Source organism: Psychrobacter sp. UBA6766, assembly GCF_002453355.1.
Lineage (GTDB): Bacteria > Pseudomonadota > Gammaproteobacteria > Pseudomonadales > Moraxellaceae > Psychrobacter.
The window spans coordinates 1-12,693 of the sequence record NZ_DKGQ01000036.1 but is presented as its reverse complement, the minus strand read 5'-3'; the positions used below and the strand labels follow the sequence as shown (position 1 = coordinate 12,693).

Here is a 12,693-nt window from a genome sequence, read left to right as displayed (position 1 = left end):
TAAATACTATCGTTTGTAGTAAAAAATCACTCAAAAAAGGGCGCTCTAACATAGAGCGCCCTTTTTTATGCTAGCTATTTATTGATAACCAACTAACTTATAAACAGTGATTTATAGACAGTAACTTAATTAACTTTGGTCAATTCCAAGTCCATTTTCTTACCATCGTTAATTTGGCTCACTTTCACTGGCAAGTAATCTAAGCTTGGTGCCAGCCAAAAACTGGTCGAGCGGCTATTGTCATCGTGAACACGGTCGACACGAACGGTATCGAAAGTACCTGCTGGAACCGTAATCTTAGTATTACCCGATTTCTTAAAGGGCGTTTTCTCAATTTTGTCTTTTTTCGCCATGTAATAGTTGCCAGAGAATTTGCCATTTAATAAATCTTGGCGAATTTGAACCTCAAGACTCAAATCATCAAAGGCTTGCTGCGCCATATTTAAGGTGGTCGATTTACCTCTATAATTACTCACCACTTTTTTACTGCTTGGATTGAAGTCCAATTTATGCGTTCGACCAACACCCAATAACTTATAAGTAGTACTGGCTTGAGTTGGAATGACATTATTACCGTTAATAGTAAAAGTACTGTTTTGCGCGGCGGTTGCGACACCAGCAACTCGAGCATTGACATTATACTTCCACGTATTTCCAGACTTATTCAAAGTACGAGTGGCCGTTCCTTTATATTTGTCTTCAATAGTAAAGCTATAGTTGGCGCTTGAGGGTTCAACGCTCTTGGCACTAGCAAGGGTTGGTACAGTCATACTCAAAGCTCCGATAGCAGCGATGCTAGCACTGGTGGTTAAAACCGTTAAAAATTTAGATTTACTTTGTTTTTTATCATTATGGACGGTCATTGATATTCCTTAATTAATTTATATTAGATAATAAATGAAGCAATGCGATGGTTTAAATATTATGTAAGAATGATTTTGCTGTAGAAATACGGTTATGTTATTAAAGACTATAATGGTCATAACTTGTTACATTTTCAAGGGGTAAGAATTGCGCGGTCGTTTGGCTCTTGTAGCCGATGTTACGGCAATCATTCCTATCATCAATTGAGTAACTTGCTGTAAGTCTGGCAAGACAATGCCTGTTATTTGGAACGCATTCATCATTTATGATGGCTTTTTAATAAACGCTATCTAGTAAGAAAAATTCTTGTAAATTTTTAGGCTTTACACTTGAAGCCAACTCACCATGCCCCCACTTTTTGAATCAAGCTCAACGCTTATGTATAAGAAGCTACTTCTTAGTTGCAATTCTTATAGATACTGGTCTTGAGACCATTTATTTCAATAAACCTTTATTTTAAAAACCCATTACTGGAGACATATTGATGAATATTCGTCCTTTACATGATCGTATTGTTGTCCGCCGCATAGAAGAAGAAACGAAAACGGCGGGTGGAATTTTGCTTCCTGGTTCAGCGCAAGAAAAGCCTTCGCAAGGTGAAGTGCTAGCAACCGGAAACGGTCAGATTCGTGACAACGGTGAAACTCGCGCATTAGATGTAAAAGTTGGCGACAAAGTCTTGTTCGGTCAATATGCTGGTCAAACGGTTAAAGTTGACGGCGAAGAACTATTGATTATGAAAGAATCTGATGTACTCGGTGTGCTAGAAGGCTAATTTTTTGAGTATTACTTTATACTCGGCACCTTTTGAAAATATTGAAAATAACATTAAAACATTTAATTGCATTCTCATACTTATAATAGTGGAGTAATTTAACATGGCAAAAGACGTAAAATTTGGCATTGATGCCCGTAAACAAATGATGGACGGTGTAAACGTTCTAGCAAATGCGGTAAAAGTAACCTTAGGCCCTAAAGGTCGTAACGTGGTTATCGATAAATCATTTGGCGCACCAACCATCACTAAAGATGGTGTTTCAGTTGCTAAAGAAATCGAGCTTGAAAACAAATTTGAAAACATGGGCGCGCAATTGGTTCGTGAAGTCGCTAGCCGCACCAACGATGTCGCTGGTGACGGTACAACGACTGCGACTGTATTGGCTCAGTCAATCTTGCAAGAAGGCATGAAATCGGTTGCCGCTGGCATGAACCCAATGGATCTAAAACGCGGAATCGATAAAGCGGTTCGCGCAGCAGTTGAGCAAATTCACGAGCTATCAACCCCAGCTGACGATTCTAAAGCGATCGCCCAAGTAGGTTCTATCTCTGCCAACTCAGACACCAAAATTGGTGAATTGATTGCCCAAGCAATGGAAAAAGTTGGTAAGCAAGGCGTTATCACTGTTGAAGAAGGTTCAAGCTTTGAAGATACCTTAGAAGTCGTCGAAGGTATGCAGTTTGACCGTGGTTATATCAGCCCGTACTTTGCAAACAAACAAGACAGCCTGACTGCTGAATTTGAAAACCCATACATCTTGCTTGTCGATAAAAAAATCAGCAACATTCGTGAAATCGTGCCATTGCTTGAGCAAGTGATGCAGCAAAGCAAGCCACTACTCATCATTGCTGAAGACGTAGAAAACGAAGCATTGGCGACTTTAGTAGTAAACAACATGCGTGGCGGCTTAAAAACTTGTGCCGTTAAAGCACCAGGATTTGGCGATCGCCGTAAAGCCATGTTAGAAGATATCGCAACCTTGACTGGCGGTACCGTTATCTCTGAAGAGATTGGTCTAAGTCTTGAGACTGCGACACTAGAGCAATTGGGAACGGCTAAGAAAGTCACTGTTGGTAAAGAAAACACCGTAATCGTTGACGGCGCTGGTAACACTGCTGATATCGAAAACCGTGTTGATTCTATCCGTCGTCAAGTTGAAGAATCAACGTCTGACTATGATAAAGAAAAGCTTCAAGAGCGTATGGCAAAACTGGCTGGCGGCGTTGCCGTTATCAAGGTTGGCGCTGCAACTGAAACTGAAATGAAAGAGAAGAAAGACCGCGTTGATGATGCGCTTCATGCAACTCGCGCAGCGGTTGAAGAAGGTGTTGTCCCTGGTGGCGGTGTTGCCTTAGTTCGTGCGATGAACGCATTGTCTGAACTTCGCGGTGATAACGACGACCAAAACGCTGGTATCAATATCTTACGCCGTGCGATGGAAGCGCCATTACGTCAAATCGTAACCAACTCAGGCGACGAAGCGTCAGTAGTGGTTAACGAAGTGAAAAATGGTAGCGGTAACTACGGTTATAATGCTGCTTCTGGTGAATATGGCGATATGCTTGAGATGGGTATTCTTGACCCAGCAAAAGTATCACGTTCAGCATTAGAAAACGCCGCTTCTGTAGCTGGTTTAATGCTGACTACTGAAGCCATGATTACTGACCTACCAGAAAGTGCTGATCCTATGGCTGGCATGGGCGGTGCTGGTGGAATGGGCGGTATGGGTGGCATGGGCGGTATGATGTAATTTTACTTCTGCTAAAAAGCGATTTCTATTTGTCAGGCGCGCTCAATGTACGATAGATACCATTTTCGCGCGTCTTCCTCGACAAATCACTTTTTTCTAGAAGTATGACTTTGTCATAACGTACACGTTAAACCGAGTTTAAACAAAACCCCGATAGGCTAAGCTTATCGGGGTTTTATGATACAAATTAGATAACTTTTTAAAAATTACTGACTTGCCTCATCCCGACGAAACACCCACGTTTTATCATCAGATAGCTCATCAATATAATAATATCCCGCCAAATCAAACTGCTTTAACTGTTCAGCACTGGTTAATTTATTATCAGCCGCATACTTCACCATCAGTCCACGCGCTTTTTTGGCATAAAAGCTAATCACTTTATATTGACCATTTTTTTCATCTTCAAATCGTGGCGTGATAACTTCAGCATTCAGTGCTTTCTTTTTTATTACCTTAAAATACTCATTAGAAGCGAGGTTAACCAAAACTTTATCTTCGCTATTTGCCATACGCGCATTGATAGTATTAGTTACTTCCTCTCCCCAGAATTCATACAGATTATCGCCACGCTCATTTTTTAGCTTAATTCCCATCTCTAGGCGATAAGGCTGAATTAAATCCAGCGGTTTTAATACGCCATAAAGCCCTGACAAAATACCAAGATGCTCATTGACGTAAATAGCAGTTTCCTTATCCATGTTATACATATCAAGACCGCTATAAACATCACCATCGAATAAATAACCCGCAGGTTTGGCGTTGGTGGTCGTAAAAGGTTCATTATTACTCCAAGCCCAGTTTTGATTACGTTTAGCATTGAGCTGTGCCAAATCGTCAGAGATACCCATCAGCTCTTGCAAATCAATCGGCTCTTTTGATTTCAATGCTTTCATCAGTATTTGCGCCTGTTCGATCAGTTCAGGCTGGCTATAGTGATTGCTTAGATTCACGGGGATAGAGTCTTTTTCATTGAGAGATTTGGCAGGAGAGAGTAAAAAATACATCGTTATTCCTTATTATAATGAGTCAATAATCAGCAAAGTATAGTGTCCAGTTTTCTTATTATACGTCATCCATAAGTTTATCTTGACTTGTTGATAATCGTTTTGTATTTTTAAGTTCTATCATAAAACTATTTTATGATTTGAAATATTATATATTCCTATTTGTACTGTTACCAATTCTAATTCTTTATATATTTTCAAGAATAGCTAAAAAGTAAAAGTTTTTAATATAACAATAAAAGTTATAACTATGGCAAAGGTGGCAAACTTTTTATTAACTTATGGGTCATTATTAGACGATGAAAATTAGAAGACGATATATCTATAATAAAATGGCATGATGGTAAAGTAGTCATCATTTATTAAATTGATAATCTTTGGTCGTCAGTTCTCAATCAACCTGACCGAAGATTTTTTGTCCCCTGTGCTTTTTAGATGTGCGTTGAGGGTGTTAAAAGGTAGTCATTAGACGTGAGAATAGTCGTTAGACAAAAGGAGACGGTATGAAGATTGGTGTGATTAGTGCAGATAGCGCAAGTGAAAGTCGGGTCGCGCTAACCCCAGACGCAGTAAAAAAATTACGTAAACTTGGGTTTGAAGTCGTCATTCAGTCAGGTGCAGGTCAAGCGGCGTATTACGCGGATGAGCTGTATCAATCTGCTGGAGCTGACATTGCTAACAGTAGCACCGAGGTCGTCAATCAATCTCAAATTATTACCACGGTGAATGACTTACCCATGACAGTGACTGAACATTTAACAGCTGGTCAAATCGTCATTGGTATGCTCGACCCATACCGTAATGCCCAACTTGATACTTATGCAGCCAAAGGTGCAACTGCCTTTGCCATGGAGCTATTGCCACGAACCTTGTCACGCGCCCAAAATATGGATGTCTTGTCATCGCAAGCCAACCTTGCTGGTTATAAGGCAGTACTGCTAGCTGCCAACGAATATTCACGACCATTCCCAATGTTTATGACCTCAGCTGGTACAGTCAAACCTGCTAAAGTCGTTATCTTAGGCGTTGGGGTTGCAGGATTGCAAGCGATTGCCACGGCAAAACGCTTAGGTGCTGTTGTTGAAGCCAGTGATTTGCGCCCTGCTGCGAAAGAACAAGTGGAATCGCTTGGCGGCAAATGGCTTGATGTTCCAATGAGTGAAGACGAAGCGCAAAAGGCCAAAGCCACAGGTGGCTATGCGTGGACACCATCTGAACAATACATTAAAGACCAAGCCGCTGTGGTGGATAAGGCGTTAAGCAATGCTGATATCGTTATCACTACCGCGCAAATTCCTGGTCGTAACGCTCCACGCTTGGTACATGCGGCAACGCTTGCCAAAATGAAAGCAGGATCCGTGCTCATCGATATGGCCGCTGGAACGGGCGGCAACGTCGAAGGCAGTATTCCTGACGAGACCATTACCACGGCAAACGGTGTTCGTATCGTTGGCGCAGCAAATATCCCATCACAACTGGCGGCGCAGTCTTCAGACTTATACGCCAATAACCTAGTTAATTTTATCACCACCTTAATAGCCCCTGCCGCAACAGACGCTGCAAACACACTGGCACTCAATTTAGACATGAATGATGAGATTCAAGGCGCATTAGCAGTGACGCATGACAACCAAGTTCGCCTTGCTAAACGCTAAGCTTTAAATCAAGTCTCAATTACTTCATGACCCTACATTTGCAGTAACGAATAATTTTTTAGGAGGATTAGATGATTGCCACTATATTAGCGGCAGCGCCAGCGGGTGCGGCCATGAGTAGCACACCGTTCGTAGCGATTTTCACGGTATTTGTGCTCGCTATTTTCGTCGGATATTACGTCGTTTGGGGCGTCACGCCAGCATTGCACACGCCACTAATGGCAGTAACCAATGCCTTATCAAGTATTGTTATCGTCGGTGCGATGCTGCAAACCGTCACCATTGATGGGTCGGTATTTGCGCCAACCAGTTTGCTGGGTGCCTTCGCGGTATTTTTAGCCAGTATCAATATTTTCGGTGGTTTTGCCGTGACTGAGCGTATGCTTGCAATGTTTAAGCCTAAAGTAAAAAAAGCCCCTGCACTTGAAGCTGGCACGACTGAGAATGGAGGCAACGCATGAGCGATTTAACAAACATGATTTCTGCAAATGCTGACTGGTTCTACTTAGTTGGTGCTATCCTTTTTGTCTTAACCTTGCGTGGTTTATCTAGTCCAAAGACGGCGATTCGTGGTAACCGTATGGGTATGGTTGCGATGGCCATTGCTGTCGTGACGACATTCTTCTTAGCGGAAGGCCCTGTCCTTTGGTTAATTATCGGTGCGATGGTATTAGGTGCTATCGTCGGTATGTGGAAAGCAAAGACAGTCGCCATGACCCAAATGCCAGAAACGGTCGCTTTGATGCATTCCTTTGTTGGTTTAGCAGCGGTCGCTATTGCCTTAGCAACCGTACTGCATACTGAACAACAGCACGGCACAGTTGCTCGTGTTGAATTATTTATCGGTTGCTTTATCGGGGCGATTACCTTTTCAGCGTCAGTCTTTGCTTTTGGTAAATTAGCAGCGAAGAGCTGGGCGAAAACTTTGGTTGGCGGCTGGGTAAAGCCAGTACAAGCACTACTATTTATTGCGATGATTGCTTTCGGTGGCGTGTACTTCGTTACTGATTCATTACCAGCGTTTTATGCCATGGCAGTGATTGCAGTCATCTTCGGTTGGATGTGGATTGCCCCAATCGGTGGCGGTGATATGCCAGTGGTTGTGTCTTTGCTAAACTCATTCTCAGGTTGGGCGGCAGCAGGTATCGGTTTTACCCTTGGCAACTCGATGCTTATTATCGCAGGGTCACTCGTCGGTTCATCAGGCGCGATTTTATCTTATATCATGTGTAAAGCAATGAACCGCTCATTACTGAACGTCTTATTTGGCGGTATGGGCAAGACAGCGGCAGCGGCAGGCGGCGATGATGGTGCACCGAAAAACTATAAAGCAGGATCAGCAGAGGACGCAGGTTTCCTCATGGCCAATGCCAGTAATGTGGTCATCGTACCGGGCTATGGTATGGCGCAGGGTCGCGCGCAAAATGCGGTAAAAGAATTGTACGAGCTATTAAAAGAAGAAGGCGTCAATGTTCGCTTTGCCATCCATCCAGTCGCTGGTCGAATGCCAGGACACATGAACGTACTATTAGCAGAGGCTGATGTGCCTTATGACGATATCCTTGAGATGGATGAGATTAACTCGGATTTTGCCAGTACCGATGTGGTATTAGTCATTGGGGCGAACGACGTGGTCAACCCTTCTGCTAAAGACGATCCAACATCGCCTATCTTTGGTATGCCAATTCTAGAAGTCAGCAAAGCCCAAACGGTGATGGTGATTAAGCGTTCGATGAGCACGGGCTATGCAGGTCTTGATAACAGCCTATTCTACATGGATAAAACCATGATGATCTTTGGTGATGCCAAAAAGATGGTTGAAGAGATGGTTCGTAGCATCAATGGCGGCGGTCATTAATTGCTAATCATCTACTAATAATATTTTCACGAAAAAAGTCACTGAGGTGGCTTTTTTTACGTTAAGGTAGGCAGTATTTATCAAAGCTATATTTACTCATAATTAATACAGAATAACGGTGCAGAGACTTCCTTTATGAATATGTTGATACGTTTTTTTATTATGGTCAGCTTATTAAAGCAGCAGCTTAAACAGCAATCGGCTAATGAACACCTAAGTTTCGAAACATTAACCAAACCAATTGTACGCCACTATAGAGTATTACCACATGACATGGGCTTTCGTGATCATCTGCCCAATTATCGCTACTTATCTTTTATCGAGTTAAACATCACTAAGTGGCTGATGGCATGCTGTCATCAAAAAGGCATTAAAAATCTCGGCTGGATTATTGCCATGCAAGAAATGGTTTATCTTAAAGAGATTAAATTTTTAGATAAAATGACGGTAAATAGTACACTTGTCGGTTGGGATAAAAAATATGTCTATTTTGAAACACGTTTTTTTGTAAAAAATCAGCTGATGGGTGTTGGTATGACTAAATTTGTTTTAACCAATAAAAAGGGTAAGTGCACAACTGAGGTACTAGATATGATAGGCGCGCAGCTGACAGATGTTATTGACTCATGGAACGAACATCAAGTAGCGATTAAATCTACCAAATCCACGACGCTGACTAAATCAGTAGCATAATTAACTTGGCTATAATCCTGTGATAAATTTTGATAGGATAGTGCTGAGACATTTTATAACGCTATTTTATGAAAATAATTAAAAATAAGGAGCTACCATGACCCCGCAGAAGTTAAAATGGACAGACAGCTTAGATATCGCTATTGAGCTTTATGAGAAATTTCCAGAGACTGATCCACAGTATGTCCGCTTTACGGATTTGCATCGCTGGGTGACTGAACTTGAAGGCTTTGATGATGACCCGCAAAAATCAAACGAAGGTATTTTAGAAGCGATTCAGATGAATTGGATTGACGAGGCTGACTAGCATAATACATCGAACATATTTCAATAAAAAATATCACCTTAAATATAAACAGGAAAAACTGCCTCATGACTGCACCAATCCAAGAGCTGACCGATGAACAAGCCTGCGTAGGCATCAGCGTTCGTACCACCAATCACGCTGAAATTAGCCATGAAACAGCAAGGTTAGGCAAGCTATGGCAAAATTTTTATCAAAACCATGCGGGCCAGCTTGAAAAAGGTCAGGATATCTTCGGTATTTATCGTAACTATGAGAGTGACGATGCAGGTGCTTTCGATGTGGTTGCCAGTTGGAAGGTAGATAGTGAGAAGGCACAGTCAGATAATGATGACGCGGTTGATAGGGTCAGTGCTAATAGCGATAAACAAGCAAGCAATTTGGTATCGGTCAGCATCCCTGCAGGAAAATATATGGTGTTTTCTGAAAAAGGTAATATGCCAAATACAGCAATGAATGCGTGGGAGAAGGCTTGGGAGTATTTTAATGATCCAAGCTGTGAGCACAAACGCACTTATAAGGTCGATTTTGAGCACTATATTGATGGTAATTTAGAATATGGCGAGTTGGATCTTTATATTGGGATTGAGTAGAGTCGCAAGTCTGTGACGCAATCTTGTCAGTGGCGGTAGGGTGGGTTGGCGCAGCATAACCCACCAATTGAGTGCTTATGTATAAAGGTAGATTAAAGCGGCTTAATGGTTACGCTCTTTCTAAACACAGTGACATTAATACCAGTTAGCTGCTTTAACGCTCTTTCTAAGTTTTCAAAATCAGACTTAGTCAGTTTTTTGGGATAGTAGCTAATTTGAAGGCTAAGTTCTGAATCGCCTGAGTAACCAAGTGATTGCAGTTTAGCGCCATGCGTTTCTACAATTCGCGCTACTGAGTTGATATGTTCGTTATTATAAATCGAAAAATTTGCTATCTGATTTTGGTCAATTGCTGATAGCTCTAAAGTTTCCAAGCTTCCCATCTCATCAACCATCCTACTATCTAGAATATTTATTACGATAGGTGCTCCTACCAACTCTGATAATGTTTGAGTCAGCTGTAGATGATTGTCTTCTGATATATCAGCATTCAGGACATAAATATCAGCAGTTTCTAGGATTTTAGCATCACTATAACCCAAGCCTTGTAACTCACCGCCGTAACTCACGACAATACGTTTTATCTCATTAACTTGTTCATCTCTATCGAGTGTAGACCATGGTGTTTTTGATGCAGGATTGACTGGAAAGCTGCCTTCGCCTTGCGGCATTTGCACTTTATCGACATCATTACTATTATCTGGTTCAGTTATTTTTTCAGAAGCTACCTTTTCGGCGTACATTTCAGGTTGCACTTTTTTGATATTGTTACAACCACTGACTACCAAACCAAAGCTTACGAGTACCAAAAATAAATGAGGTTGATTAATTTTCATAACCGCTTTCCTGTAGATTACTCATCACCTAACAACAAGTTTTCTAAAATCCCTTCATAAATCTGCGCCAATCTGCCCAAATCATCTATTTCTACCTTTTCATCGACCTGATGAATCGTGGCGTTACGTACGCCAAGCTCAACCACTTGCGCACCGGTTGGCGCGATAAAGCGTCCGTCAGAAGTACCACCAGAAGTTGATAAAGTAGTATCGATATCAGTAACTTTTTTAATCGCTCTCTGGCAGGCTGATACGAGTTTGCCTTCAGGGGTCAAAAATGGCTGACCGGATAATTTCCAATGAATACCATAGCTGGCTTTACTATTCTCAAAGTATTTATCAAAGATAGCATGGGTTTTTGCTTTTAACTCATCTTCGCTGGTTTCTGTAGAAAAGCGAAAATTAAACACGGCATTAAGCGTTTCTGGAATGACGTTGGTTGCACCCGTGCCGCTATTGATATTAGAGACTTGTAAGGAAGTCGCAGGGAAGTAGTCATTACCGTTATCCCAAGTCGCGTTTGTCAGTTCTGCTAATGCTGCCATCGCCGCATGAATCGGGTTGCAAGCCAAATGCGGGTAAGCGACATGACCTTGTTTGCCAGTGACACTAAGCACCGCGCCCAAGGAGCCACGGCGACCGTTTTTGATAATGTCACCCAGCGTATCGGTACTTGATGGCTCGCCAACGAGGCAATAGGTAATTTTTTCATCGCGTGCTTCGAGCGCTTCGATGACTTTCACTGTACCATTGATAGATGGCCCTTCTTCATCTGCGGTGATTAAAAAGGCAATAGAACCATTGTGCTCAGGATGGTTAGCGACGAAACGCTCGGCGGCAACGGTAAAAGCAGCAATCCCCGTTTTCATATCAGCTGCACCGCGCGCCCATAAATAACCATCGGCAATGGTGGGCGTAAATGGCGGATAAGTCCAATTGTTTTCATCACCCGTAGGCACGACGTCGGTATGACCAGCAAAACAAATAACGGGATCAGTAGTGCCACGCCGCGCCCAAAGGTTTTTGACTTCCGCTTGTTCGCCTTTTGCCTGTCTATCACCATAATACATAAACTCACAGTCAAACCCAGCCTGCGTCAGACGTTCTGACAATATATCTTGGCAGCCATCATCATCTGGTGTGACTGAAGGACACTCAAGTAGAGCAATGCTTAAGTCTAGCGTTTGCTGTTGATGGGTTTTACTATTATTTTCTAAACTCATGACAGTCCTAGATAAGTTAATTTAATATTTCTTGTGATAACATCTGGCTCATTCTTATAAGATTTATCTAATGCTGATGTTTATCAACTCAATTCTGATACTCAAGATAACTTTAGTTTTTATCCAAGTAAATTTTTTCATAATCGCCGTAATATATTGCTAGATACTTTGTAATGCACTTTTCGGCTGGGATATTACTATAACTTTTAACTTTGTCACCGTTGTAAGGACGCACATAGCCAGCTGCAGAAATGACATCACCCATTTTATAACTTGTTTCTAATAGTTTTAAAGTCTCATAATGACTATCAAAAGTTGCATGTCCTTCAGGAAATACAGGTGTCATCCATCTGCTTCCGTCAAATGCAAGCAGACACCCATCCTCATATTTGAATTCAGTAGTAATGGCGGTCGGATTAATTAGTAGAGGTTTTTCAGGGGTGGATTTTGGCAAATAATAGGTAAAAAATAACTCATTGTGTTGTTGAGTAGCGGCTTGATGATTGGGCGTCTCGCAGCTCACAATCAGAGGAAAGATGATAATTAAGAGAAAGCTTCTAAATAAGGTTTTATGCATTGTCATTATCCTTAATAAACAAGGCTTATTTAAAGTAAGAGTAATAGCTGATGAATTTTAAATATTATCCTCAACAAAAGGCACCAAACCATCACGGCGCATCCACGTCGCGATAGAATAACGCTGACGATGAGCAATTTGCACCTGATGTTGTAGGTCGCTATCAAATATGACCAGCCGATTGGCAACAGGCATAATATTATGATGGACGCCATGTTTATCGACGATTTCTAAAGCACCACCGTCACTATCGCTCCAATCATCATTGAGATAAAACACCGCCGAGATAACGCGCTCGTCACGCCCAGCGGGATTGTCGCTATGCCATTGGTAGCCAAATCCCACTGGATAACAAGCGTAATGCGCCTCACTATGGCGAATACCGGCAAACAAACTGCGATTAAACAAGGCAGCAAGCGCATTGATACTTTGCAAATAATAAAACCCGGCAAAGAAGTTTTCGGTGATCCAGCGAATACGGTCACCGCGAATATCGCTAACCCGAATACCAGCCGTCAGCTCGGCGTCGCGATAGTCAATAAAACCGCTCTCAGA

At 42.0% G+C, this 12,693-nt stretch carries 14 protein-coding genes; 8 read left to right on the top strand and 6 right to left on the bottom strand.

Annotation, left to right across the window (positions count from 1 at the left end):
* Positions 1–125: 125 nt before the first annotated feature.
* Positions 126–863, bottom strand: coding sequence for a DUF3108 domain-containing protein (locus B4K26_RS07595; RefSeq protein WP_296244595.1), 738 nt, complete (start codon positions 861–863; stop codon positions 126–128).
* A gap of 482 nt (positions 864–1,345) precedes the next feature.
* Here B4K26_RS07595 and B4K26_RS07590 point away from each other — a divergent pair, with 482 nt between their 5' ends.
* Positions 1,346–1,639 (top strand): co-chaperone GroES, encoded by a 294-nt coding sequence (locus B4K26_RS07590; protein WP_223144876.1) that lies wholly within the window; start codon positions 1,346–1,348, stop codon positions 1,637–1,639.
* Between the two features lie 103 nt (positions 1,640–1,742).
* Positions 1,743–3,392, top strand: coding sequence for a chaperonin GroEL (groL, locus tag B4K26_RS07585; RefSeq protein WP_296244594.1), 1,650 nt, complete (start codon positions 1,743–1,745; stop codon positions 3,390–3,392).
* A 206-nt stretch (positions 3,393–3,598) separates the two neighbouring features.
* Here the strand turns inward: groL and yaaA are convergent, their stop codons facing one another.
* Entirely contained in the window at positions 3,599–4,399 is an 801-nt protein-coding gene (gene yaaA / locus B4K26_RS07580) for a peroxide stress protein YaaA (RefSeq protein ID WP_296244593.1), read from the bottom strand.
* A gap of 503 nt (positions 4,400–4,902) precedes the next feature.
* On the opposite strand from yaaA, the gene B4K26_RS07575 reads away from it, so the two are divergent.
* The 6 genes from B4K26_RS07575 (at position 4,903) to B4K26_RS07550 (ending at position 9,502) form a co-directional block, all read left to right on the top strand.
* Complete coding sequence (locus tag B4K26_RS07575; RefSeq protein WP_296244592.1) at positions 4,903–6,054, top strand: NAD(P) transhydrogenase subunit alpha; 1,152 nt, start codon at positions 4,903–4,905, stop codon at positions 6,052–6,054.
* Between the two features lie 113 nt (positions 6,055–6,167).
* Positions 6,168–6,515 (top strand): proton-translocating transhydrogenase family protein, encoded by a 348-nt coding sequence (locus tag B4K26_RS07570; protein WP_296244669.1) that lies wholly within the window; start codon positions 6,168–6,170, stop codon positions 6,513–6,515.
* Positions 6,512–7,912, top strand: coding sequence for an NAD(P)(+) transhydrogenase (Re/Si-specific) subunit beta (locus B4K26_RS07565; protein ID WP_409521384.1), 1,401 nt, complete (start codon positions 6,512–6,514; stop codon positions 7,910–7,912). The genes B4K26_RS07570 and B4K26_RS07565 overlap by 4 nt, the downstream gene beginning before the upstream one ends.
* A 135-nt stretch (positions 7,913–8,047) precedes the next feature.
* Entirely contained in the window at positions 8,048–8,605 is a 558-nt protein-coding gene (locus tag B4K26_RS07560; RefSeq protein ID WP_296244591.1) for an acyl-CoA thioesterase, read from the top strand.
* A 97-nt stretch (positions 8,606–8,702) separates the two neighbouring features.
* Positions 8,703–8,912, top strand: a complete 210-nt coding sequence (iscX, locus tag B4K26_RS07555) for a Fe-S cluster assembly protein IscX (protein WP_201536908.1) — start codon at positions 8,703–8,705, stop codon at positions 8,910–8,912.
* 65 nt (positions 8,913–8,977) lie between these two features.
* Positions 8,978–9,502 (top strand): GyrI-like domain-containing protein, encoded by a 525-nt coding sequence (locus B4K26_RS07550; RefSeq protein WP_296244587.1) that lies wholly within the window; start codon positions 8,978–8,980, stop codon positions 9,500–9,502.
* A 92-nt stretch (positions 9,503–9,594) separates the two neighbouring features.
* Here the strand turns inward: B4K26_RS07550 and B4K26_RS07545 are convergent, their stop codons facing one another.
* The 4 genes from B4K26_RS07545 to B4K26_RS07530 all read right to left on the bottom strand — a co-directional run.
* Entirely contained in the window at positions 9,595–10,338 is a 744-nt protein-coding gene (locus tag B4K26_RS07545; RefSeq protein WP_296244584.1) for a hypothetical protein, read from the bottom strand.
* 17 nt (positions 10,339–10,355) lie between these two features.
* Complete coding sequence (dapE, locus tag B4K26_RS07540; RefSeq protein ID WP_296244582.1) at positions 10,356–11,561, bottom strand: succinyl-diaminopimelate desuccinylase; 1,206 nt, start codon at positions 11,559–11,561, stop codon at positions 10,356–10,358.
* 112 nt (positions 11,562–11,673) lie between these two features.
* Complete coding sequence (locus tag B4K26_RS07535) at positions 11,674–12,138, bottom strand: hypothetical protein (RefSeq protein WP_296244580.1); 465 nt, start codon at positions 12,136–12,138, stop codon at positions 11,674–11,676.
* A gap of 57 nt (positions 12,139–12,195) precedes the next feature.
* A partial coding sequence (locus tag B4K26_RS07530) for a 2OG-Fe(II) oxygenase (RefSeq protein WP_296244579.1) occupies positions 12,196–12,693 on the bottom strand: 498 nt, incomplete at its 5' end.